General features: G+C 71.0%; 28 protein-coding genes. 15 read left to right on the forward strand and 13 right to left on the reverse strand.

What is annotated here, in order from left to right; genetic code table 11:
- Positions 1-52: 52 nt before the first annotated feature.
- From AB8Z75_RS01555 to AB8Z75_RS01565, 3 genes are read right to left on the reverse strand one after another with little or no spacing between them, the layout of a single operon-like run.
- Positions 53-943 carry a fumarylacetoacetate hydrolase family protein gene (locus AB8Z75_RS01555; RefSeq protein WP_369199491.1) on the reverse strand — a complete coding sequence of 297 codons (891 nt, stop codon included), beginning with the start codon at positions 941-943 and terminating at the stop codon, positions 53-55.
- Positions 940-1146 (reverse strand): hypothetical protein, encoded by a 207-nt coding sequence (locus AB8Z75_RS01560; RefSeq protein WP_369199492.1) that lies wholly within the window; start codon positions 1144-1146, stop codon positions 940-942. The genes AB8Z75_RS01555 and AB8Z75_RS01560 overlap by 4 nt, the downstream gene beginning before the upstream one ends.
- Complete coding sequence (locus AB8Z75_RS01565) at positions 1146-2255, reverse strand: epoxide hydrolase family protein (RefSeq protein ID WP_369199493.1); 1110 nt, start codon at positions 2253-2255, stop codon at positions 1146-1148. Before AB8Z75_RS01565 ends, AB8Z75_RS01560 begins: the two co-directional genes overlap by 1 nt.
- A gap of 94 nt (positions 2256-2349) precedes the next feature.
- On the opposite strand from AB8Z75_RS01565, the gene AB8Z75_RS01570 reads away from it, so the two are divergent.
- Complete coding sequence (locus AB8Z75_RS01570; protein ID WP_369199494.1) at positions 2350-3282, forward strand: LysR family transcriptional regulator; 933 nt, start codon at positions 2350-2352, stop codon at positions 3280-3282.
- Here the strand turns inward: AB8Z75_RS01570 and AB8Z75_RS01575 are convergent.
- The 3 genes from AB8Z75_RS01575 to AB8Z75_RS01585 form a co-directional block, all read right to left on the reverse strand.
- On the reverse strand, positions 3203-3475 hold the full coding sequence (locus AB8Z75_RS01575; protein ID WP_369199495.1) for a Tn3 family transposase: 273 nt from the start codon (positions 3473-3475) through the stop codon (positions 3203-3205). The genes AB8Z75_RS01570 and AB8Z75_RS01575 overlap by 80 nt on opposite strands.
- Before the next feature lie 56 nt (positions 3476-3531).
- The gene (locus tag AB8Z75_RS01580) at positions 3532-4347 is read right to left on the reverse strand and encodes an ABC transporter permease (protein WP_369199496.1); all 816 of its coding nucleotides are present in this window, start codon (positions 4345-4347) and stop codon (positions 3532-3534) included.
- 77 nt (positions 4348-4424) lie between these two features.
- Positions 4425-5222, reverse strand: a complete 798-nt coding sequence (locus AB8Z75_RS01585; RefSeq protein WP_369199497.1) for an ABC transporter ATP-binding protein — start codon at positions 5220-5222, stop codon at positions 4425-4427.
- Between the two features lie 72 nt (positions 5223-5294).
- Here AB8Z75_RS01585 and AB8Z75_RS01590 point away from each other — a divergent pair, with 72 nt between their 5' ends.
- The 3 genes from AB8Z75_RS01590 to AB8Z75_RS01600 all read left to right on the forward strand — a co-directional run bounded on the left by AB8Z75_RS01590 (position 5295) and on the right by AB8Z75_RS01600 (position 6894).
- Complete coding sequence (locus AB8Z75_RS01590; protein ID WP_369199498.1) at positions 5295-6023, forward strand: TetR/AcrR family transcriptional regulator; 729 nt, start codon at positions 5295-5297, stop codon at positions 6021-6023.
- Complete coding sequence (locus AB8Z75_RS01595) at positions 6020-6355, forward strand: DUF6204 family protein (RefSeq protein WP_369199499.1); 336 nt, start codon at positions 6020-6022, stop codon at positions 6353-6355. Before AB8Z75_RS01590 ends, AB8Z75_RS01595 begins: the two co-directional genes overlap by 4 nt.
- Before the next feature lie 239 nt (positions 6356-6594).
- Positions 6595-6894 carry a general stress protein gene (locus AB8Z75_RS01600; protein WP_369199500.1) on the forward strand — a complete coding sequence of 100 codons (300 nt, stop codon included), beginning with the start codon at positions 6595-6597 and terminating at the stop codon, positions 6892-6894.
- A 187-nt stretch (positions 6895-7081) separates the two neighbouring features.
- On the opposite strand, the gene AB8Z75_RS01605 is transcribed toward AB8Z75_RS01600, so the two are convergent.
- Positions 7082-7540, reverse strand: coding sequence for a YbhB/YbcL family Raf kinase inhibitor-like protein (locus AB8Z75_RS01605; RefSeq protein WP_369199501.1), 459 nt, complete (start codon positions 7538-7540; stop codon positions 7082-7084).
- Positions 7541-7809: 269 nt separating this feature from the next.
- On the opposite strand from AB8Z75_RS01605, the gene AB8Z75_RS01610 reads away from it, so the two are divergent.
- The 3 genes from AB8Z75_RS01610 (at position 7810) to AB8Z75_RS01620 (ending at position 10410) form a co-directional block, all read left to right on the forward strand.
- Positions 7810-8496 (forward strand): DedA family protein, encoded by a 687-nt coding sequence (locus tag AB8Z75_RS01610; protein ID WP_369199502.1) that lies wholly within the window; start codon positions 7810-7812, stop codon positions 8494-8496.
- 154 nt (positions 8497-8650) lie between these two features.
- Positions 8651-9775: a sensor histidine kinase gene (locus AB8Z75_RS01615; RefSeq protein ID WP_369199535.1), complete on the forward strand. Its 1125-nt coding sequence runs from the start codon at positions 8651-8653 to the stop codon at positions 9773-9775.
- Positions 9775-10410, forward strand: a complete 636-nt coding sequence (locus AB8Z75_RS01620; RefSeq protein ID WP_369199536.1) for a response regulator — start codon at positions 9775-9777, stop codon at positions 10408-10410. The genes AB8Z75_RS01615 and AB8Z75_RS01620 overlap by 1 nt, the downstream gene beginning before the upstream one ends.
- A gap of 89 nt (positions 10411-10499) precedes the next feature.
- Here AB8Z75_RS01620 and AB8Z75_RS01625 read toward each other — a convergent pair whose 3' ends face one another.
- Both AB8Z75_RS01625 and AB8Z75_RS01630 read right to left on the reverse strand, forming a co-directional pair.
- Positions 10500-10952: a VOC family protein gene (locus tag AB8Z75_RS01625; RefSeq protein WP_369199503.1), complete on the reverse strand. Its 453-nt coding sequence runs from the start codon at positions 10950-10952 to the stop codon at positions 10500-10502.
- Positions 10953-11180: 228 nt separating this feature from the next.
- Entirely contained in the window at positions 11181-11693 is a 513-nt protein-coding gene (locus tag AB8Z75_RS01630; RefSeq protein WP_369199504.1) for a hypothetical protein, read from the reverse strand.
- On the opposite strand from AB8Z75_RS01630, the gene AB8Z75_RS01635 reads away from it, so the two are divergent.
- Positions 11624-12208 carry a GNAT family N-acetyltransferase gene (locus AB8Z75_RS01635; RefSeq protein ID WP_369199505.1) on the forward strand — a complete coding sequence of 195 codons (585 nt, stop codon included), beginning with the start codon at positions 11624-11626 and terminating at the stop codon, positions 12206-12208. The genes AB8Z75_RS01630 and AB8Z75_RS01635 overlap by 70 nt on opposite strands.
- A 305-nt stretch (positions 12209-12513) precedes the next feature.
- On the opposite strand, the gene AB8Z75_RS01640 is transcribed toward AB8Z75_RS01635, so the two are convergent.
- From AB8Z75_RS01640 to AB8Z75_RS01655, 4 genes are all read right to left on the reverse strand, one after another.
- Positions 12514-12768 carry a hypothetical protein gene (locus tag AB8Z75_RS01640; protein ID WP_369199506.1) on the reverse strand — a complete coding sequence of 85 codons (255 nt, stop codon included), beginning with the start codon at positions 12766-12768 and terminating at the stop codon, positions 12514-12516.
- Between the two features lie 129 nt (positions 12769-12897).
- The gene (locus tag AB8Z75_RS01645; RefSeq protein WP_369199507.1) at positions 12898-13425 is read right to left on the reverse strand and encodes a carboxymuconolactone decarboxylase family protein; all 528 of its coding nucleotides are present in this window, start codon (positions 13423-13425) and stop codon (positions 12898-12900) included.
- A gap of 149 nt (positions 13426-13574) precedes the next feature.
- Positions 13575-13856 (reverse strand): hypothetical protein, encoded by a 282-nt coding sequence (locus AB8Z75_RS01650; protein WP_369199508.1) that lies wholly within the window; start codon positions 13854-13856, stop codon positions 13575-13577.
- Positions 13857-13986: 130 nt separating this feature from the next.
- Positions 13987-14877: a LysR family transcriptional regulator gene (locus AB8Z75_RS01655; RefSeq protein WP_369199509.1), complete on the reverse strand. Its 891-nt coding sequence runs from the start codon at positions 14875-14877 to the stop codon at positions 13987-13989.
- Positions 14878-15042: 165 nt separating this feature from the next.
- Here AB8Z75_RS01655 and AB8Z75_RS01660 point away from each other — a divergent pair, with 165 nt between their 5' ends.
- From AB8Z75_RS01660 to AB8Z75_RS01690, 7 genes are all read left to right on the forward strand, one after another.
- Positions 15043-16434 carry an MFS transporter gene (locus tag AB8Z75_RS01660; protein ID WP_369199510.1) on the forward strand — a complete coding sequence of 464 codons (1392 nt, stop codon included), beginning with the start codon at positions 15043-15045 and terminating at the stop codon, positions 16432-16434.
- A 733-nt stretch (positions 16435-17167) separates the two neighbouring features.
- Complete coding sequence (locus AB8Z75_RS01665; RefSeq protein ID WP_369199511.1) at positions 17168-18079, forward strand: STAS domain-containing protein; 912 nt, start codon at positions 17168-17170, stop codon at positions 18077-18079.
- Positions 18079-18465: an STAS domain-containing protein gene (locus tag AB8Z75_RS01670; protein WP_369199512.1), complete on the forward strand. Its 387-nt coding sequence runs from the start codon at positions 18079-18081 to the stop codon at positions 18463-18465. Before AB8Z75_RS01665 ends, AB8Z75_RS01670 begins: the two co-directional genes overlap by 1 nt.
- A complete protein-coding gene (locus AB8Z75_RS01675) occupies positions 18462-19019 on the forward strand; it encodes an anti-sigma regulatory factor (protein WP_369199513.1) in 558 nt (185 codons plus the stop codon). Before AB8Z75_RS01670 ends, AB8Z75_RS01675 begins: the two co-directional genes overlap by 4 nt.
- Positions 19016-20062 carry a SpoIIE family protein phosphatase gene (locus tag AB8Z75_RS01680; RefSeq protein ID WP_369199514.1) on the forward strand — a complete coding sequence of 349 codons (1047 nt, stop codon included), beginning with the start codon at positions 19016-19018 and terminating at the stop codon, positions 20060-20062. The genes AB8Z75_RS01675 and AB8Z75_RS01680 overlap by 4 nt, the downstream gene beginning before the upstream one ends.
- Positions 20059-21360, forward strand: coding sequence for a PP2C family protein-serine/threonine phosphatase (locus AB8Z75_RS01685; protein WP_369199515.1), 1302 nt, complete (start codon positions 20059-20061; stop codon positions 21358-21360). The genes AB8Z75_RS01680 and AB8Z75_RS01685 overlap by 4 nt, the downstream gene beginning before the upstream one ends.
- Before the next feature lie 114 nt (positions 21361-21474).
- On the forward strand, positions 21475-21849 hold the full coding sequence (locus tag AB8Z75_RS01690) for an ATP-binding protein (protein ID WP_369199516.1): 375 nt from the start codon (positions 21475-21477) through the stop codon (positions 21847-21849).
- The last annotated feature ends 111 nt before the right edge of the window (positions 21850-21960 follow it).

Below are 21960 nucleotides of genomic sequence, written 5' to 3' on the forward strand. Positions count from 1 at the left end.
TGGTCTCCCGGCAAGTGGAATGATCAAGGTCGTTCGTGGTGCGTCCGGTAGGTCAGGACGGCTCCGTCGCGGTGATCCGTGCGGAGATCGCGCCGAGTTCCTGCACTTCGATCCGGACCGTGTCTCCGGGTGCCAGATAGGGGCGGCGGCCGGACATCTCCTGGATGCAGCCGGTGCCCACAGGGCCGCTGGCGATGATGTCACCGGCTCGCAGTGAGGTGCCGCGCGACGCGTGCGCCAGCATCTCGCCGAACGACCAGTGGATCTCGTCCCAGCTGCCGCCGCCGTAATGCTCATCGTTGACGTACCCGTCCATCCGCAACGCATAGCCTTGGCCCGAGCGGTAGGGCTCCAGTTCGTCGGGGGTGACGAGGAACGGGCCGAGGCTGGTCGAGGCGTCCTTGCTCTTGGACGGGCCGTACACGAACCCCATCTCGCTCGCGGAGATGTCGCGTGCGCTCCAGTCGCAGTAGACCAGGTAGCCGGCGATGTGATTCTCCGCCGTGGCGGCGTCGAGGTCCGAGCAGTCCCCGGCGATCACCGCGGCGACCTCGACCTCGTAGTCCCACAGCTGAGCGCCCGGGGCGATGGCGACCTCGTCGTGCGGTCCCTTGATCGCCGCCGGGTTGGAGAAGTAGAAGAGCGGATACTCGTACCAGACCGGGCTGACCCTGCCGTCGCCGACGGCTGCCTTCCCCGCGTTACTGATGTGACGTTCGAACGCGGCGAAGTCCCGGACCGCCGGGGGTACCGGTATCGGTGCCAGCAGGTCGGCGGTGGCCGGCTCGACGATTTCGGTCGGTTCCCTGGTTGCGGCGGCCTCCAGCCCGCCTTCGGCGCGCAGCACCTCCAACAGGCCCGTACCCACGGCGTGGATCTTGTTGTCGCGCATCACGCCGCAGCGCGTGGAGCCGTCGGCGGAACGGTAGCTGACCCACTTCATCGGGCAAGCACCTCCCGCGTGCGGTCGTGGAGGCGTCGTGCGTCGGCGCGGGAGGATGCCTGGAAGTCCGGGATCTCCTTGACGGCGGTCTCCGTACGCCTGGGGCGCTGGAACCGGGCGCCGGACACGGCCTCGGCCCTGTCGGTCCCGACGGCCACGACCCGGCCCCCACGCCCGGTGCCGTCCGTGCCCCCGCTCGTCATCACGCGGCCACCGTCCGCGCGAACTTGACGATCTCCTCGACGAACAGCTCAGGCTGCTCCAGGGCGGCGAAGTGGCCGCCCGCGGGGATGTCGTCGTTGAAGTAGCGCAGGTCGCGATAGGCGCGCTCGGCCCAGATGCGCGGGGTACGCGTCAGTTCGTCCGGGAAGACGCTGACCCCGACGGGAAGGTCCAGCTCGGTCGGAGCGAGCGGCTGCCGGGCGTACTCCCAGTACAGGCGGGCGGAGGAAGCAGCGGTGCCGGTGAACCAGTACAGGGAGATGTGGTCGAGGATCTCGTCGGGGGTGAGGGCGTCGGGCCGGGCCCAGTCGAGGAACTTTTCGTAGATCCAGGCGGCCTGCCCGGCCGGGGAGTCGGTCAGGGCGTAGCCGATGGTCTGCGGCCGGGTGCGCTGCACGACGTGGTATCCGGCATGGACGGCAAAGAAGCGGCTGCCCTGTTCGAGTGCGGCCTTCTCCTCAGGGGCCGGGTCGTCGCCGACCGGCGGTGCGGCGAGGAACTCGGGGAAGTTGACGTGGATCGCACGCAGGCCCGTCAGGCGCTGCGCCCCCATGCGGGTCGCGACGACACCGCCCCAGTCGCCTCCCTGGGCCAGGTAGGAGTCATAGCCGAGGCGCCGCATGAGCACGCCGTACGCGCGGGCGATCCGGTCCGGGTCCCAGCCTGTCGAGGCGGGTTGGTCGGAAAAGCCGTAGCCGGGCATCGAGGGGACGACGAGGTGGAAGCCGTGCTCGGTGAGCGGGCCGACGGTCTTGAGGAACTCCAGAAACGAGCCCGGCCATCCGTGCAGCAGCAACAGGGGGGTGGCGTCGGGGCGGGGTGAGCGTACGTGCATGAAGTGGAGGCCCAGACCGTCGATGGTCGTGCGGAACTGGCCCTGCTCGTTGAGCCGCCGCTCCAGATCGCGCCAGTCGTACCCGGCGGCCCAGTACTCCAGCAGCTCCTCCAGGCGCTCCCGCCGCACCCCCTGGCTGCTGTCCGGCACTGTCTCCCGGCCGGCGAGGCGTACCCGGTGGAGCCGGTCCTTCAGATCCTCCAGGGCACTGTCCGCGATGTCGATACGAAACGGTGTCACGCTGTCCGATGTCATGGTCACCACGGTGCGGCGGCCACGAGCGCGCAGTCCAATGATTGTTCCGGTACAGGTAATACGATCCGCGTATAAGGCCAGTTAGAGTGGGGTGGTGTCCGAACACTTCCCGGCCCCCGTGGATCTCGATCTCCGGCTGGTGCAGTGCTTCACGGTGGTCGCCGAGTACCAGCACTTCGGCCGTGCCGCCGAGGCGCTGCACACCACCCAGCCGTCGCTGAGCCGGCAGATCCGCCGCCTCGAACAGCAAGTGGGCGTCCGCCTGCTCGACCGCACCACGCGCGGCACCCGGCTGAGCGAGGCCGGCGAGGTTTTCCTGTCCCAGGCCCAGGGGCTGCTGCGCGCCGCGGCCGAGGCGATGGCCCGCACCCGGGCCGTGGCCCGGCCCAGCAGCATCACCGTCGGCTACACCAAGGGGCTGGTCATCACCGCGGCCGTGCGGGCCCTGCGGGACCGCGATCCCGATGCCGAGGTCCACACCCGCCTGCTCGCCTGGAACGACTCGCGCGGCGCGCTGCTGGAGCACCGCGTCGACGCGGTGGTGACGCGTCTGCCGTTCCCCACCGACCGGCTGCGCGTCACCGTCCTCTACGACGAACCGCGCGTGCTGGTCGTGTCCCGGGACCACCGTCTGGCCGGCCAGGAGTCGGTCACCCTCGGCGACATCGCCGACGAGCCGATCCCCCACGTACGCCAGTCCGACCCGTTGCTGAACGCCTACTGGCGGCTCGATCCCCGGCCCGACGGGCGGCCCGCGCCCGACGGCCCCCTGGTCGAAGCCCTTGAGGACAAACACGAACTCATCGCCGCCGGGCAGGCCGTGGCCATCGGGCCGCCCCTCGACCACGCGACCGGCCTGCATCCCAGCCTCACCACCGTCCCGTTGCGCGGGGTCGAACCGAGCCAGGTCGTACTCGCCACGCGCTCCGGGGACCGCGGCCGTCTGGTCACCGCTTTCCGTAAGCATGCCGAAGCTCTGCTGACCGGAGTCCTGCGGCGGTCAGATCATGGTCGCGCGGCGGGCTGAAACCGACGTCGAGTTGCGGGTCGTACGCCTCGGGCTGGATGCCGAGTCCGTGGGTGCCGTACGCGCCGAACCGGTTGATGTGCTCGGTCAGGTGCGGCGAGATGTGCGCCAGGACTTCCGGGTCGCTCTCCCCTCCCTCCTCCAGCAGCTGCCGCACGATCTCCGCGATGTCCAGGGCGTTGCGGAAGATCACCGCGTTGCCCCTTTGGCGCGTATCCCGGTCGCGCACCGAGTACGCCAAGCGGCCGGTCAGCCCTGGGAGCGGCCCGTGTGCCGGAAGAGCCGGGCGGCGCCCGCCAGGCACAGGGCCGCGCATCCGACGGTGACGGCGGCCCCCACCGCGACCTCGCCCGTGGAGAAGTCGCCGTGGAAGACGTCACGGACGGCCTCGACGGTGTAGCGGAAGGGGACGGCGCGCGAGACGCCGTCCAGCCAGCCGGGGGCCAGGTCCATGGGCAGCAGCAGGCCGGAGAGCAGCATCAAAGGGAGCACGGTCGTGTTGGCGATGGCGGCGAACTCGGGCGTCGTCCTCACGCGCATGCCCAGGCCGTGGGAGAGCGCCGCGAGCGCGGCGGACAGCACGGCGACGAAGGCGAGGCCCGCCGCGATCCCCCACAGCGGGGCCCGCAGTCCGAAGGCCAGCCCGAGGAGCACGAGCAGCACGGACTGTGCCACCAACTGCACGACGTCCCGCAGGGTGCGGCCGAGCAGCATGGCGAGCGGGCTGACGGGGGTGACCCGCATCCGGTCGACGACGCCGGTGGTGCGCTCGACCAGCTGCCCCATGCCCACGTAGGAGCCGCCCAGCAACGCGAGCTGGATGAGGACGCCGGGCACGAGCGTCTGCCACGACGAGCCCTCCCGTCCCAGGTCGAGGTGTGTCAGCAGCGGCCCGAAGAGGGCGAGGAAGAGCAACGGCTGGAGCATCCCGAAGTACAGGCTGGTCTTCGAGCGCAGGGTCGCGCGCAGGCAGCGGCCGAAGACGAGGCCGGTGTCGGCCCAGAGGTGTCCGCCCTCTCGTGGCGCGAGGGCAGCGGGTGGCGAAGTGGCGGTCTGGGTGGCCATGGCGATGAGTGCTTCCGTCGGTGAGGCGACCGCGGTCGGTGTGTGAGACGCGTCGGGGCCGCTGGGGCGGGCGGGGGTCAGATGGCGACGGGTTCCCGGCTGGGGCCGCGTCCCGTGAGGGCGAGAAAGGCGTCCTGGAGGGAGGCGCCGGGCCCGGGCCCGTGGTCGCGCTTGAGCGCCTCGGGTGTGCCCTCGGCGACGGTGCGGCCGGCGTCCACGACGACGACCCGGTCGGCGAGCGCGTCGGCCTCGTCCAGGTAGTGGGTGGTCAAGAAGACGGTGGTGCCGTGGTCGCGACGGATGCGGCGCACCAGGTCCCACAGTTCGGCGCGGGCCCCCGGGTCGAGTCCGGTGGTGGGCTCGTCGAGGAAGAGGATCTCGGGGCGGTTGACCAGGCCGAGGGCGATCTCCAGCCGGCGCCGCTGGCCACCGGAGAGAGCCGTCGTCGGCCGGTCGAGCAGGTCCGTCAGGCCCAGGTCTTCGGCGAGTTCGGCGGCGCGGCGCCGCGCCTCGGGTTTGGCTGCGCGGTGCAGCCGGGCCTGGGTGACCAGTTCTTCGCGGACGCCGCAGCCCGGGTCGAGACCGCCTGCCTGGGCCACGTAGCCGATCCGGTACCGCACGGCGGCCGGCTCGGTGAGCAGGTCGTGACCGGCGACGCGGGCCGTACCGCCGGTGGGCCGCAGGAGCGTGGTGAGCATGCGCAGCGTGCTGGTCTTGCCCGCGCCGTTGGGGCCGAGGAATCCGATGATCTCCCCGCGCCGCACCGTGAGGTCGAGGCCCCGCACGGCATGCACAGGGCCGGACCCGAGGGCGTAGGTGAGGGCGAGCCCGCGGACGTCGAGAGCGGGCCGGTCGGAAGGGCTGGTGGGTGCCATACGAGGAGAGAAACACAGTCGACTGCGAAACTGCAACCCAATTCAGTTTTGCAGTTGAGTTAGACTTCTTCCATGAGTGAGGGCCTGCGGGAACGCAAGAAGCGGCAGACACGGCGGCGCATCCGCGAGGTCGCCATGCGGCAGTTCGTGGAGCGGGGCTTCGACAAGGTGACCATCGCTCAGGTCGCGGCCGAGGCCGAGGTGTCCGTGAACACCCTCTACAACTACTTCGAGGCCAAGGAGGACCTGGTCCTGCCGCCCGACGAAGCCTCCCCCCGGCGGCTGGCCGAGATCGTCCGCGAGCGGCCACCCGGCGCGTCCCCCGCCCGCGCGGTGCTCACCCGGCTCCGCGAGGAGGTACGCGGCCGGGAGCGGCAGCTCGGCCTCACGGACGGCTTCGGGCAGGTCTTCGAGATGATGCGGGCCGCCCCCACCCTCACCGCCCGCCTGGAGGACCTGGGCCACGAGATGACCGAGGCGCTGGCCGCCCAGCTCGCCACCGAGACCGGCACCGACAGGGACGATCCCGCGCTGTGCGCCGCCGCCGGGCAGATCGGATGGTTCCACTCGATGGTCTTCGCCGAAATCGGGCGCCGCCTGGTCGCTGGGCGCACACCCGACGAGATCGCCACCGACGTCCTCCTGCTCCTCGACGCCGTCGAGGAACTGCTGGGCGAACGCGCCTTCACCTACGCCGTACGCGGCGACACCCCGCGAGACGGCACCCCGCGCGACGACGCTCCACACCACGGCACTCCACGCCACGACACTCCACGAGAGGACCGACCGTGTTCCGGGTGACCATCCGAGGAACCTTCACCGGCCTCGACGGCAACTCCCGCGCTGCTCTGCGGGAGACGGCCGAGAGCTTCGGCACGTCGTTCACCGAAGCCGGCACCTTCACCTGCGACAGCAGCCTGACGGCCTTCACCTTCCGCTGCCAGGTCCCACCGCCCCCCGAGGGAGAGGAACCAGACGAGGGGTCCTGGGCCGCCCTCCGCGCCACGGAAGCCCTCGAAGCCCACGGTCACCCTTACCGGGTCCTGCGCATGGCGGTCACGGACATGCGCGACATCAAGGTCCGCCGCAAGGGAGGCAGGGGCGCCGGAGGCGCGCGCGATCCCCGCCGATGACCGAGACCGGCACCGAGCCGAACGAGGCGGAAGCGGAAGCCGCCCCGCTTCGCCTGGCTGCCGGACACAAGGCGGATGAATCGGCATCTGCGCAGGTCATAGCCTGCGTGTGCCAGCTGCGGACGATCGGCGGCAGATTTTTTCCCCGGATGCGGAATCCATCTGTTTGAGGCGGACGCCTCGGGTACCCGCCGCCTCAGACAGAGAGCACAACCGAATTCCACGAGGAGGGATTCATCATGGCCGAGAACCAGGGCAACTTCGCGAACGACCGTCAGCGCGCCTCCGAAGCCGGCCAGAAGGGCGGCCACGAGAGCAGCGGCAACTTCGCCAACGCCCCCCAGCGCGCCTCCGAAGCCGGCCAAAAGGGCGGCCACGAGAGCAGCGGCAACTTCGCCAACGACCCCCAGCGCGCCTCCGAAGCCGGCCAAAAGGGCGGCCACGAGAGCAGCGGCAACTTCGCCAACGACCCCCAGCGCGCCTCCGAAGCCGGCCAAAAGGGCGGCCAGCACAGCGGGGGCGGCCAGGGCGGCAGCTGAGTCGCTGGACAGGCGGAGAAGAGCAGGGGCCAACCCTCCTGCCGTGCCTCCTGGGACCGGTGGGGCCACGGCGTTCGGCCCACCGGTCCCCTTGTGTGTCGGCTGTGTGTCGGCACGCCTCGACGCCCGCTTCGGCATCCGCACCGACTCCGTTCCGCGCTGCCCGAACCGGGCGGACCCGTCCGCTTCAGCGCTGGTAACGGCCGACGAGCGTGCCGCTGGCGAGCTGCTGCTGTTCCGCCACCCGGCGGACCTCGTCGGCGTCGGCACCGTCGGCCGACGAGAGCGGCAGCGGGCCGGGAAGCGCGTAGACGCGGAAGAAGTACCGGTGTGCGGAGTCACCGACCGGCGGCTGCGGCCCGCCCCACCCGGTCTCACCGAATCCGTTCGTGTGCGCCGTCCCGCCGGAAGGGACCTGACCGCTCTCGCATCCCGTACTGCTCGGATCGATGCCGGTGACCAGCCAGTGGAGGAAGGTCCCGGTCGGCGCGTCGGGGTCCTCGCACAGCAGGACCAGCTCTGTCGCACCGTCCGGAACACCCGACCAGGACAGTGGTGGAGAGACGTTCTCCCCCGCCTTGGCGAAGCGGTCGGAAAGGTACGCGTGGTCGTTGAACGCCGCGCTTCTCAGCTCGATACCAGCCATGCGCTCGGCGGTACCCGCGCGGCGACGGCGGCTACCCGATTCCGGCGCGCCCCACCGAAACGGCCTCACGGGGTCGGCCGGGCGTCGGGCACCCGCCAGGGGCACGGGCGCGAAAGGGACGCGAAAAGGGAGGAGTGTGGGAACGCGGTACGGGAAACCGTCAGAGTCCGACGGCAACCCGCATACCGGCACCGGGCCGCGCTTCCTAGCGTTGTCGAGGTACCGCGGGGTGTGCCCGCGGTGCTCCGCCCACCACCGAGGGAGACACGATGGCCTCCATATCCATGCCACTGCAGCTGGCGCTGTCCAAGGAGCCCGCGGGCGGCATCGCGGGGTGGGCCGCAGGGCTGGTGGAGACCATGGGCGGCCCCGGAGCGGGTCTGGCCATCGCGCTGGAGAACCTCTTCCCTCCGTTGCCCAGCGAAGTCATCCTGCCGTTGACCGGCTTCGCCGCGGGGCAGGGCGTCCTCAGTCTGACCTCCGCGCTGCTGTGGACGACGCTGGGTTCGACCCTGGGCGCCCTCGTCCTCTACTGGATCGGCAGGCTCATCGGCCGGGAGCGGATGCACGCGCTGTGGGCGAGGCTTCCGCTGGTGAAGGCCTCCGATCTGGAGCGCACGGAGGCCTGGTTCGCCAGGCACGGCACGAAGGCCGTCTTCTTCGGGCGGATGGTGCCGATCTTCCGGAGTCTCATCTCCGTGCCCGCCGGTCTGGAACGCATGCGCATGCCGGTGTTCGTGCTGCTGACCACGCTGGGCAGCCTGGTGTGGAACGCGGTGCTCGTCCTGGCCGGTTACTGGCTGGGGGATCAGTGGGATCTCGTCGAGACGTACGTCGGAGCGGTGTCCAAGGCGGTCGCCGTCCTGGTCGTCGCTGCCCTGGTGCTCTACGCCGTCGTCCGCTTCCGTTCCCGCGGCCGTCATGCCGCCCGCTCCCGCAGTGGGAACACCCAGTGATCGATCTTGTCCCAGGCCTGCCGCCCGGCTACTCTCAGCGCCCGTGACAACGGGGGACGCGGGGGACGCGGGAGACGCAAGGTACGCGGCACAGACGCGGGACGCGACGTCCGCCGCAGCAGCCGGAAGCCGCGCGGAACCGACGACTCCGAGCCTGCCGCGCCGCACCGTCGGCGTGCTGGCGGGCTGCGCCAGCGCACTGCCCGGGCTGGGGTATCTCCTGCTCGCGGGCGTCCCCCTCGGCCCCCTGCTGCTGTGGCCCCGCACCCGGCGGCGTGCCCTGGCCGCCTTCGCCGCCGGGGCCCGACGGCTGGCCGCCGTCGAGCGGCGACGCCGGTCGCTGTTCTTCGCCGACCGCTTCCCCGACGACGACGTGCCCGACGAGCGGATCGTGCGCTACCTCGTGGCCCGTACGAGCACGGGCCTGCTGACCTGTGTGGTGATCGCCCTCCTCGGCGTCGGGGCGACGCTGGCGGCGTTCCTCGTCGTCGGCCTGGTGCGGGGCACACTCGAAGGGTGGGAACTGGCCGGCCAGTGCGTCCTCGGAGGGGTACTGCTCTTCCTCGACATCCAGGGCCTGCTCCGGCTGGACACCGCCGACGGACACCTGGCACGCGCCTGTTTCGGCCCCTCGGAGCGGGATCTCCTGCGACGGCGCATCGACGAACTGGCCGCCAGCCGCGCCGCGGTGCTGCGGGCCGTCGACACCGAGCGCCGCCGCATCGAACGCGATCTGCACGACGGTGTGCAGCAGCGGCTGGTGGCGTTGGCCATGCTGCTGGGCCGCGCCCGGCGCAGCAGTGCCCCCGAGCGGTCCGGCGAACTGCTCCACCAGGCCCACGTGGAGTCGCGGGAGGTCCTGCGGGAACTGCGGGAGGTCGCCTGGCGGGTCTACCCGACCGCGCTGGACGAGCTCGGGCTGCGAGAAGCCCTCGCCTCGGTCACCGAACGGTGCGGGCTGCCCGTGCGCACGGAATTCCACCTGAGCGGTCCCCTGCCCGCCTCCGTGGAGACAGCCGCCTACTTCCTCGTATCGGAATGCGTGACCAACGCCGCCAAGCACTCGGCCGCCACCGGCGTTCTGATCACCGTGCGACAGGAGCAGGAGGGAGCGCTTCTGCTCGTCCGGGTCGAGGACGACGGCGTCGGCGGTGCCGATCCGGCAGGCAGTGGTCTGACCGGGCTGCGCAGCCGGGTGGACGCCCTCGACGGACGACTGCACCTGCACAGTCCCTCCGGGGGACCCACTCTCGTCACAGCGGAGCTGCCGTGCGCGTAATGCTGGCCGAGGATTCGACCCTCCTGCGGGAAGGGCTGGTGCGGCTGCTCACCGAAGAAGGCCACGAGGTTCCCGCCGCGGCGGCAGACGCCGCCGGCCTGCTGCGCGCTGTCGAGGCCGCGCCGCCGGACCTCGTCGTCGTGGACATCCGGATGCCGCCGACCCACACCGACGAGGGACTGCGCGCCGCCGTGGAGATCCGCGAACGGTGGCCCGGGGTCGGCGTCCTGGTACTGAGCCAGCACCTGGAACGGCACTACGCGGCGCAGCTGCTGACCGCCGGCGCCGAGCGGATCGGCTACCTGCTCAAGGACCGGGTCGCGCAGGTCGAGGAGTTCCTCGACGCGCTGGAGCGGATTCACGCGGGCGGTGCCGCCATCGACCCGGAAGTCGTACGGCAACTCGTGCTCCGCTCCACGCACACCGACCCGCTGGCGCGGCTGACCCCGCGCGAGCGCGCCGTGCTCGAAGCGCTGGCCGAGGGGCACACCAACGCGGCGATCGCCGAGCACCTGCACCTTTCCCTGAGCGCGGTGGAGAAGAGCCTGGGCGCCGTCTTCGACAAGCTCGGCCTGCGGCACGCCTCGGGATACAACCGCAGGATTCTCGCGGTTCTCCGCTACCTGGAGTCGTGAGCGTCCGCTGCCGCTGCCGCTGCCTCCGCCGGCCGCCTCCGCTGTCGCCGCCGTCGCTGCCGTCGCCGCCGTCAGGGGCCGGGGGTCAGTCAGTCCCGCGTCGCCGGCGGATCGGCGTAGACGCCCCGCAGCATGCCCGTCGCCTGCCCGACCTCGATGAGGTAGCCGTCCGGGTCACGCAGGTAGCACCGCAGCTCGGCCTTGCGGTCGATCGGCGGTGTCAGGAACTTGGCCCCCTTGGCGCTCCACTCGCGGTGGCAGGCGTCGATGTCGGCCACACGAATGTTCAGGAAGCAGTCGGCCGCCCCCCGGTCGGCGGGCGGTCGCAGTGTGACACCGGGCTTGTCCGGCGTGGGGCCGCCACCGGGGTTCATGATGATCCATCCGTTGGCCAGTTTGACGATGCACGGGTTCTCGGCCAGCACCACCTCACCGCCCAGGACGTCGCTGTAGAACGTCCGCGAGCGGGCTACGTTTGACACCGTGAGGAAATGAGTGAGGACCAGCCCGGTGTCCGGAGCGGGGAGGTCACTGGAAGCCATACGGACTCCGATGCGCGTCGGGGCAGGTCTTTCCATGGTGCGGGCGGCCCGCCCCGGCGCACCGGAAGGACACGTCCCGGGACAACACACCTAGACCATCTGCTGGAACGGCTCACCGACATCTCCGCACCAGCCGGGCCCCCGGCAGACCGGTGCCCCGGCCCAGGCCGCCCTGCTGCCGGTCGCCCAGATCCCCGGGAAACCCACCGAGCAGCGAGCAGCAGGTGCTCAGCGGCCCAGCCTGTGCCGAAGGTAATCCGGGTGGGCCGCACCAACCTCGATGCGGTTCTCGTCGAGGCCGTTGACGATCCGCAGACAGCCGTTGGCGAAGGTGAATTCCACCGCCACGGTTCCAGCCGCCAGGTCATGGTCGGCCGGCCGCCATTCGAGGAGCGCGACCTCGCACAATGCCTGCCCGACGAACGGTTCGAGACGTTCATCGCTATGAGACCACTGGGGCGTGAAATCGACGTACTCCCAGCCCGTGATGGTTGCCGCGGTGTCGATCGTGTCCCAGCCGATCGAGAGTTCGTCGAGCTTCCAGTGGCAGACCTCCACCTGGACACCGTCGAGGTCCAAGACCACCGGGCAGTCGGCGTTCCAGTCCCCGTCCTCGGCGAACCGCACCAGCGCGAACCGCGTCAACCGTCTGCCGGTGAGCGCCGCCAGGCGTGATCCGTGCTCCTGCCGAATCGCGTCGACTCCGCTCAGGAAGGACGGCTCGAAACCAGAGATCCCCATGCGCACAGCATCTGAGTCTCCCGGACCTCGACCCACCTGATCAACTGCTGCCGGGGGCAGAAAGCCGCACCGAGGATCGACGAGCCGGTGGAAGAAGCCCACCCCAGCCCTACGCTGCCGGCGCCGCGCAGCACGCTGCGCGGCAACACTGCGGGATTTTCGCGATCGATCTCGACGGGAGGACGATCGGCACGGTCATGCTCGACCCGCACGCAGAGCGCCCCGGGCACGTCCGTCCGGACGTCGGGCAGACCGAGATCGGCTACCTGTTCCTGCCGCAGGTGTGGGGACATGGGTACGCCACCGAGGCGTGCACAGCAGCACTCGGCTGGTTCGCCGACGTGCTCCCCGGCGAAGTTGTGGTGCTTCGCACCCAGACCGCCAACGAGCGCTCGATGCGCCTCGCCGAAAAGCTGGGATTCACCGAGGTGGAGCGGTACGAGGAATACGGCGCCGAGCAGTGGTTCGGCATGTGGAGGCCGAACACGCCGTCCGACCGAGCGCCTGCTCGATGACGCGGTCCCGCAATGCGGCAACACCGCTCGCCCGAGCCCAGCGCTGTCGCCGCTCGTGAACATCTCATCAGGCGGGGACTGCCGAACGCCTTTGGAAACCCCGTCGAAGCGCCGGCCGTTCTCGTGCACGCCAGCGTCGGGGCTCGAAGGCCTGCCCGCATCCCCGAGGTCCTGAGGCGGGGCGTGCCACAGGCCGCGCGGCAGCTCTTTCGGCGGGGCGGTCTCGCCTGTCTGTTCCGAACCGGAGGAAGGGCCGCTCCGGCCTCACCTGGGCTGGGGCGGCCCCAAGGGACGGTGCCGTTAGCTCAGCTCCTTGGCTGTGCCTGGCGGCGCCAGGTGGCCCCGTATTCGTCGGTCTGTTTGTAGACAGTGTCGCTCCGGGGTGGGGCGGGCCAGACGGTGAGGAGGTAGTCCTCAAGGGGCTCCTCGGCGACCCCGTCCGGGGCGGTGTCCCGGCCGCGGGCATGCACACGCACCCGGTAGGAGCCCGGGCCCGCCGGAGTGAGTACCGGCAGGTCGGGCGGATCGTCCATCAGGGCCCGGAATTTTGCACCAGCCAAAGGCACGGCGTCCCCGGTTGGGGGCGGCTGCCGAACGTCGGGCTGAAATACCGGAGCCGGTCGCGCTGGCCACGGAAGCGGCCGGGGGTCTGGCCCCGGCGCGCCGGGTCGAGGCCGGCGCCTGGGGCTTCAGATGGCCAGCGCCACCAGGAAGCGCGAGACCATGTTGTAGGCCGATACCGTGGCGACCGCTTCCACTGTCTGCGTTTGCCCGAACAGGCGCTTCAGTTCTTCGATGACCGCAGCATCCACCTCGACCCGTTTCGTGGACTGGTCGGTGAGGGCGATCAGGGCGCGCTCTTCTTCGTTGAAGAGGTCGTTCTCTCCGCTGGGTTCCTTGAGGGCTCGACACTTTTCTTCCGTGCCGCCCGCCTGCAGGTACGCCGGGTAGTGCACCCCCCATTCGAAGTCGGCGCCGTTCAGCACCGCCACCCTGAGCATGATCAGTTCGCGGTATTCCAACGCCAGGTCGAATGCGGCGCGAACCCGGCCCAGCAGCTCGTTCCAGCCGGTTGCGAGCGGGAAGCTTTTCAGCAGGACGCGGTCGATCCCGATGAGTTCGCCGTCGGGTCGGCGAGCCTTCATTCCCGCAAGGAGTTCGGGCGGAGGGGAGGGGAGGGATGTGTCGTGCCACGGGGTGACGCGCACACCGTTCATGTTGCGCTCCTGGAAGGTGAAGGGCGCCCGCCGAGAGGGGCGGGCGGCTGTCGATGAGGCGGGCGGCTCGTGGCCGAAACCGCTGGGCGGCGTACGGACCTGTTCCGGGGCGCGAAGCGAGCGGTCAGGTCCGCGCACCGCATGACGGCTCAGGCGGCCTCGTAGACCCGAACGTCGGGTTCCGTCCGCAGCAGTGGTGCGAGTTCGCCCACGACGTCCCGCGTGAACAGCTCACTGTCCAGGTACGCCTTGGCATCCGCCACGGACCGGAAGCCGTGGAGCACCTGTACGTCCTCGTCGCGGACGAGCAGTTCCTTGCTGGTGGCTCCGGCGATGGTGCCCAGGAACGGCTGCCTGTACTTCTCGTACACACCGGCAGCGGCGGCACGGTTGGCAGGGGCCACCTGGAGGGTGATTTCGAGATACGCCATGGTTATGCCTCACTCACTGACGAGGGGTGGACCGAAGCGATGGTTACCGCAACGTGCGTGCCACGTTAGGCACCGCCGGCGAAGCCCGGTAGAGGAGTCCACTGAACCAGGGCATAAGCAGTCCGTATACCTAGAGACGGGTGGCCGCGAGGCTGTCGGCCAGGCTCAGCAGATCCGCCGCGAGCGGGGAGCCGGAGCTCCAGACCGCTTCGAAGGAGATCTGCACCTCGCGCCCTTCGTCCATCAGGGGACGGTGGGGTCCGTCGGGTGAGGCCAGCTTGGAGCGGGGGACCATGGCCGAGCCCAGTCCGAGCTTCGCCCAGTCCTCCAGGACCCGGTAGCTGGCCGCTTCTCCCGGATAGGTGTGCAGGGGCATCCCGTGGGCCTGGAAGAGCTGGGTGGTGAACGTGGTCAGGCCGCAGGTGTCCGGAACGAGGATGAACTGCTCCTTGCCGGCCTCTTCGAGCTCGACAGGTTCCGGTTCGACGGTTTCGGGGCTGACGACGACGACCGGTTCGACGTCGATGACCCGGTGCTCGTAGCGCGGCATCGCGGCCACCGCCGGAATGAGGATGATGTCGAGTTCGCCGGCGCGCAGCTCGGCGCGCAGGGTGTCCATGTCTGCCTCGCGCAGTACCAGATCGCGGGTCGCGGGAAACTCGCGGACGATCCCGAAGGACCGCGCGACCAGGTCAGCGGCGATCAGCGGCGACACCCCCATCCGGATCTTCCGCTCGCCGGGTTCGGTCAGCCGCCGCGCTTCCGCCGCCACGGCGTCCAAGGCGGCCAGTGCGGAGGAGATCAGCGGCAGCATCCGCGCACCGAAGGCGGTCGGGGTCACCCCGCGCGGAGAGCGGTCGAACAGTTTGCCTCCCAGCCGCTCCTCCAGCTTGGCGATCCCGTTCGACAGCGCGGGCTGCGTCACCCCGTACGCTCGGGCGGCGGCGCTGAACGACTTGGTCTCGCCGACCGCGTGCGCATACCGCAGCCCCTCGGGGTTCAGCCGGTCGGTCATAGCCATCGTCTATCCCCACATTCACCGTTCTGCCCTACCCTGCGCGCTGCCCTCTGCCTACGGTGGGCCACCGTCCACCCAACATAACCAGAACCTATGTGTGAGGTGTCCACTCGGCGTCCGAAGCCGGGGCCGTGCGCCACCAGGTGGCACCGGAAGGAGTGCCGGTACGTGACCGCGCCGCAAGAAGTACGTGCCGTGCCCTGGCAGGCCGAGGCGCGGGTGAGCGCCGTACAGAAGCGCACCGTCCGGCTCCTGGCGGCGGCCCAGGTCGTCGGTGGAGTCGGTATCGGGGTGTCGGTGTCCATCGGCTCGCTGCTGGCCGAGTCCGTTGCCCGCAGCGAGGCCTACGCAGGCCTGGCCCGCACCGCCATGACGGCGGGCGCCGCCGCGGTCGGTATCCCCCTGGCGCTCCTCGCCCAACGGCGGGGGCGTCGGGCCGCCCTGAGTACCGGGTGGCTCACGGCTGCTGTCGGCGGCGGCCTTCTCATCGCCTCTGCGGTGCTCACGTCCATATCCCTGCTGGTCGTGGGGATGCTGCTCTTCGGTGTCGGGAGCGCGACGAACCAGCAGAGCCGCTACGCGGCTGCCGACCTGGCCGCCCCGCTGCACCGTGCCCGGGCCCTGTCCATCGTGGTGTGGGCAACCACGCTCGGTTCCCTCATCGGCCCGAACCTCGCCGATCCAGGCGCCTGGGTGGCCTCCGTCCTGCGCCTTCCCCCGCTGACCGGGGCGTTCGTTCTGGCCGCCCTCTGCATGGCGTTGGCCTCGCTGCTGCTGTGGGCCGGGCTTCGCCCCGATCCGCTGGTGCTCGCCCGGCGGCAAGCGAACGCCGCGGGACAAGCGAACGCGGCAGGACAAGCGAACGCCGCAGGACCAGCGAACGCGGCAGGACAAGGGAACGCCGCAGGGCCGCCTGGGGCCGGGTCGCGCGTCCACGCCGCACCGCGCGGACCGGCCGAGGCGCGGGACCCGCGAAGCGGAACGGTGCGTACGGCCTTGCGCCACCTGCGGCGCTCGCCGCGCGCCGCCTTCGCGTTCGTGAGCATCGTCGTGGCCCACACCACCATGGGGGTCATCATGACCATGACCCCCGTCAGCATGTCCGAGGACGGAGCCGCGCTCACCGTCGTCGGCATCACCATCAGCGGGCACCTGCTGGGAATGTACGCACTGTCGCCCGTCGTCGGCTGGCTGGCCGACAGGGTGGGCCACCTGCCGGTCGCGGTCGCCGGGCAGGCCGTGTTCCTCACCTCCGCGCTGCTGTCGGGCCTGAGCCACGGCTCGGTTGCCCTGATGATGACAGGGCTGTTCCTGCTGGGCCTGGGATGGTCCTTCAGCTTGGTAGCGGGCTCCGCGATGCTGACCGAGGCCACGCCCACCGCTGACCGGCCGAGCGTGCAAGGCACCACGGACACCGCGATGTACGTCGTCGCGGCCATGGGCGCGGGCCTGGCCGGGCCCCTGATGCACAGCTTCGGCTTCGGCGGACTCAACGCCGCCGCGGCGGCTCTCGTCCTCCCCGTGATGCTCTTCTGGCTCCGCCTGGCCCGGTCCCGTTGACCGATGACCACCCGTGAACGCAGCGCTGCCGCGGTCGGACGCCCCGTCCGGCCGGACAGGTGAGCGGGGCGGCGAGGGCGTGCGCGTGCCAGTGGGTACGGGCGCCGGGGATGCAGCGCACCAGAGCGGCGGTGGGCCGCGGGAGGGGAGGGCGCGGTGCGGCGGTGTACCGGCAGTACACCCCTCGCCTGGGCCCCGGGGTCGTACGGTCGAAGGGCGGACGGCCGGCGAGAGGGCCGCGGCATCCGACGGCCGGCCTTCTCACCGCGCCGGCGCGTGGTGTGGGACACATTTTCCGGTCCGACTTTGGTGTGGTCTCGTCCGGGTGATACGCAGGATCCACGTGCTTAGGCCTCAGGCACACCCACGGGAGCGGACCGACGGTGGTCGGCGCTCTTGGCGTGTGCCCTCTTCCCTCCCGTGATCCCGCCAGCACTGCCCACGGGAGTGGCCGATGTTCTTGCGCTCCACTCGCGCACGTCCCCATGAAGACCCCCATTGCCGGCATCGCCGTGCCGGCCCGGTGGCAGCCGCTTCGTGGAACGATGCGGCGATGCGGGCGTGTTGAGGCCGGCGCGGCTCGCTCAGCACACCCCGCACCCCTTCTGGCGGCTCGTCGGCGGGCGTCTTGGCCCAGCGCCGCGAGGCCGTCCGGCAGCAGGAGGTGTCGGCCGAGCCGGGCTCGGCGGTTTCGGCATCAGGTCAGGAAACGCAGGAGAGGGAAGGACTGTTGATGAGTGTGACCGAGGCTGCCGTGCGGGAGCGTCTTTGTGAGCTCTTGGCGCAGCGGGGGAACGACATCGCCGACCGGTGGGTGCAGTTGCAGACGCAGCGGGCGTCGCTGAGCGAGGGGCTCGTGCAGGAGGAGTTGCACGAGGACGCGGACGCGCTGGTCGCGGCGTTGAGAGGCGGCATGGCCAGTGACCTGCCGGTGGAGCAGGTGGTGACCTCGCATCGTGAGCTGCGCGAGACGGTGACCGACCTGTCGCTGCGGCGTGCTCGTGCGGGCGGGACGCCGACGGCGACGTCGTTGTCGGTGCTGGCGCTCAAGGAGGCGCTGCTGGAAACGGTGCAGGACGAGGCGCTCTCCACTGGTGAGATGTTCGCGGCCGCGCTGTTGCTCAACCGGCTGCTGGACTCCGCCGGCGCGCTGTCGTTCGAGACGTATGTGGAAGGCCGGGAGGAGATCATCCGCCGGCAGAGCCGTCAGCTGCTGGAGGTCTCCACACCGGTGGTGCAGCTGTGGCGGCAGGTGCTCGCTGTTCCGCTGGTCGGCACGCTGGACACGGCACGCAGTCAGGTGGTGATGGAGGCGTTGCTGGAGGCGATCCAAAAGCACGAGGCGACGGTGGCCATCGTCGACATCACCGGGGTGCCGACGGTGGACACCTCCGTGGCGCAGCATCTGATGCAGACGGTGCAGGCCGTGCGGATGATGGGGGCCGACTGCGTCATCAGCGGTATCCGTCCTGCCATCGCCCAGACGATCGTCCAGTTGGGCATCGACCTGTCGGACATCCTCACCCGCGCCAACCTCGCTGACGCGCTGGCGACCGCGATGCACCTGACGGGTGAGAAGTCGGCCGCGCACGCCTCACCCTCCCGGACGGACCAGGGCCCGGCGGGCTCGCGGGCGGCGCTGTGATGGGAGGTCCGGTACCGATCCTGCGGCTGGGCAACACGCTGGTCACCGGCCTGCTCAGCGAACTCGACGACACCTCGGCCGTCGCGCTCGCCGAGGAGTTGACGGCCCGCATCGTCTCCGACAGCGCACGGGGGGTGCTGATCGACATCTCCCGGGTGGAGATCATCGACTCCTTCGTGGCGCGGGCGCTGATGGAACTGTCGACAATGGCGCAGCTGCTGGGAGCGCGGGTGATCGTGGCGGGGATGCGTCCGGCGGTGGCCATCACCCTGGTGGAACTGGGCATCGAGCTGAGCGGTGTGGAGACGGCGTTGAACGCGGAGCAGGGCATGGCGGCCCTCGGCTGGCACCAGTTGCCCTCCGAGACACGGGAGCCGTCGGCGTGAAGACCTTCCGTGGTGAGGAAGCCGAGCGGCCACGGCCTGCCGAACACGTCTCCGTACCGGGCGAGTCGGCCGGCCCGCCGGCCGTCCGGGGGCGGGCCACATCGCAGGAGGGCCCCTCGGCGCACCGGGGCCGGGCGCGCGCCGCGGACGCGGAGGATGCCGCGACCTACCCGGTGCGTACCGAGGAGGATCTGCTGTCGGTGCGTCATGCCGTGCGCGCCGCCACGCTGGAGGCCGGTTTCGGTCTGGTCGACCAGACGCGGGTCGTCACCGCCGCCAGCGAACTCGCCCGCAACGCCTACATTCACGGAGGCGGTGGTGCGCTGACCATCGAGTTGCTGCACCGCGCGGGCAGGAAGGGGGTGCGGTTGACGGTGCGGGACGAGGGCCCCGGCATCGACGACCTACAGGGCGCCCTGGTGGACGGTTTCACCACCGGGTCGGGGCTGGGGCACGGCCTGGGAGGAGCACGTCGGCTCATGCACGAGTTCGACGTGCGCTCCGAACCCGGGCACGGTGCGGCGATCACTGCTGTCCGCTGGATCGAGCAATGACGCGGCCCGCACCCGACCATCCGCCGACCGCGCAGGTACGCATCGACCACTACAGCGCCGTCCACCTGACCGCCGACCTGGCCCGGCAGACGGCACGGCGGTGCGGCCTGGGCGGGTCGCTGCCGGACCGGGCCGCCGCCGTCGCCAGCGAACTGGCCAGCAATCTGGACAAGCACGCCACCGACGGCATCGTCTACCTCCAGCCCCTCCCCCGGGCCGAAGGGCTGGAGGTCGTGGCAGTCGACCGCGGGCCGGGGATGCGCCATCTGCAACGGTGCCTCACCGACGGCTACACCACGACCAACACGCTCGGCACGGGCCTGGGAGCGGTCAGGAGAGTCGCGGACACGTTCGTGATCCGCACACAGGTGCCGGACGGCACAGCGGCCTCCGCCCGGCTGACCGCTCCAGGCCGGCCGGCGCGGCAGCCGACGGCGGAGGCGGGCCGGGAAGGCCGGTTTCCCGAAGGGGAGATCGGCTGGGTGTGCCTGCCCGCGGAGAGGGAGGAAGCCTGTGGTGACGGCGTAGCCGTCGAGGCCACCGCGGAGGGACTGACGGCGGTGGTCGTCGACGGGCTGGGGCACGGGGAGGCCGCCGCACGTGCCACCCGCGCCGCGCTGCGCACGTTCCGCGGCGCCCCGGGCCGGCCGCTGACCGCCCTCATGGAAGAGACGCACCGTGCCTTGCGGCACACCCGCGGCGCCGCCGTCGGTCTGGTCCGTCTCGAATCGGGGCGCCTCCACTTCTGCGGCGTGGGCAACATACGCGTGGTCGTGCTCGACCCCGGCCTGCCGCCGCGCCGGATCGAGAGCCGCCCGGGGATCGTCGGATGGAATCTGCCCACCCCGCGGACCAGCACCGCGGAACTGGGAGCCGGCCGGCTCGCCCTGCTCCACTCCGACGGCATCGAGGCGCGCTGGTCGCACGCTCCCTCCCCCTTCGTCACGCGACTGCCCGCCCCGCTGCTGCCGGCCGTCCTGGCTCACCGGCACCGCCGCCTGAGGGACGACGCCAGCGCACTGGCACTGACAGGAATGCGATGATGCGAGAAAGCCGACCTCTGACCACGGTGGGCGGCGTACGGCGTGCCGTGCGCCGCCTCGCCCGCCGCCACGGGCTTCCGGCCGAGACACGCGCCCGGCTGACGGTTTCCGTCGCCACCGTCGCCCGCACCGAACTGGCCAAAGGCCGCCGCGTCCGCATCAGGGTGGCGCCGGCCCGCCAGGCGGACGCGCGGGAGAGCGACGGGGCGGTGTCGGTCGCGTCGGTCGCGCTGGTCTCGACAGGCGTGTGCGAGACCAGCCGGCAGGACCTCGACCGACTGCCACTGCCCGCCACGGCGGACGCGGCAGGCGCCGTCACATGGCTCCTCCCCCTGGCCGCAGCGCCGCACGAGCTTCCGGCAGCGCCGCACGAGCCCCCGGCAGCGCCGCACGAGCTTCCCACGGCGCCGCGGGAGGCCGGGCAGCACACGGACGGTGACGCGGCCGAGGAGGAACTGCGCACGGTGCTGGAACGCCGGGACGCGCTGGAGGCGGAGCACCGGCGGCTCAAGGACGAGTTGGAGGAGACCAACAGCGGTGTGCTCGCCCTCTACGTCCAGCTGGAGGAGCGCGACGAGCAACTGCGCCGGGCCCACGGCAAGATGCTCCGCGAGCTGGAGGACGCGCTGCGGCCCGCGCCGCTGACCGTCCCCGGTCTTGAGCTGGCCGTCCACTACGCTCCCGCCGACGCCGACGCGCCCACCGGCGGCGACCTGTACGACTGGTTCCGCCTCCCCGACGGCACCATCCACATCACCGTCGTCGACGCCCTGGGCCACGGTGTCCGCAGTACCGGAGCCGCCCTGAGCGTCACCCACACCGTGCGGACCCTCGCGCTGGAGGGCCACCAGCCGCACACCATCGTCCAACGAGCGAGTGAAATACTGGCCGGGATCGACGCCCGGCTGATGGCCACCCTCCTCCTGGCCCGTGTCAACCCGGACACGGGGGAACTATTGCTGGCCAACGGCAGCCATCCTCCGGCACTGGTCGTCCGGGAAGACGGCACGACCGCGTACCTCCACATTCCCGGCCGCGGCGTGGGCTTCCCCCTGCCCGGCAGCGAAGACGTCCTGCGCACCCGCCTCGCCCCGGGCGACCTCCTCGTCCTCTACACCGACGGGCTGACCGAGAGCCGCAGGGATCCGCTGGAGGGCGAACGCCGTCTGGCCGCCTCGGCGGCACAGCACGCGCACAGACCGATCGGAGAGATCCCCGAGGCGATCGCCGACGACATGCACACCGTCATACTCCACCCGGACGACACCCTTGCCCTGACTGTGCGGACCTCGTCCTGAGCGAGCCGGCCGGCCCGTTGTCCGGGCGCACGTCTCTCCACCCTCACAGGGACGCGTGCGCCACACGGCGGGCGGGCACACACAGGGAGTAAGTGAGTGAAGGAGGCGTTTTCCGTGTTGTCAGTGCGGTCGGACGAGGCAACCGTCGCGGACGCGCGTGACCTTGCCGGGGCCTTCGTCGCGGGACACTCCGGCCATGTCGACAGGACAGCGGTGGAGACCGTCGTCAGCGAACTGGTCACCAACGCCGTCCGCCACACCGCCGGCTGGTGGTCCCTGACTCTCAGCCTGCGCAACGGGGTACTGACGGCCGCGGTCCATGACACGAGCCGCACACCGCCGGCCGTGCGGGAAGGCGCGCTGGACGGATCGGGCGGGTGGGGCCTGCACCTGGTGCGCCGCCTGGCCGGCGCCGTGGAGACCCGCATCGAGCCCGAAGGCAAGACGGTGACGGCCCGCTGGCCCGCGTTGGCCCCGCAAGCGCGCTGACACCGACGTGCGGGCCCGGGTGCCGGGGCTGCCGGACCGCGTGCGCGTCAGTGATCGATCAGTCTCTTGCCACGACTGATCCGGAATCGTAAGTTCTCCTCTCGAAGCCGA

Source organism: Streptomyces sp. PU-14G (assembly GCF_041028275.1).
Lineage (GTDB): Bacteria > Actinomycetota > Actinomycetes > Streptomycetales > Streptomycetaceae > Streptomyces.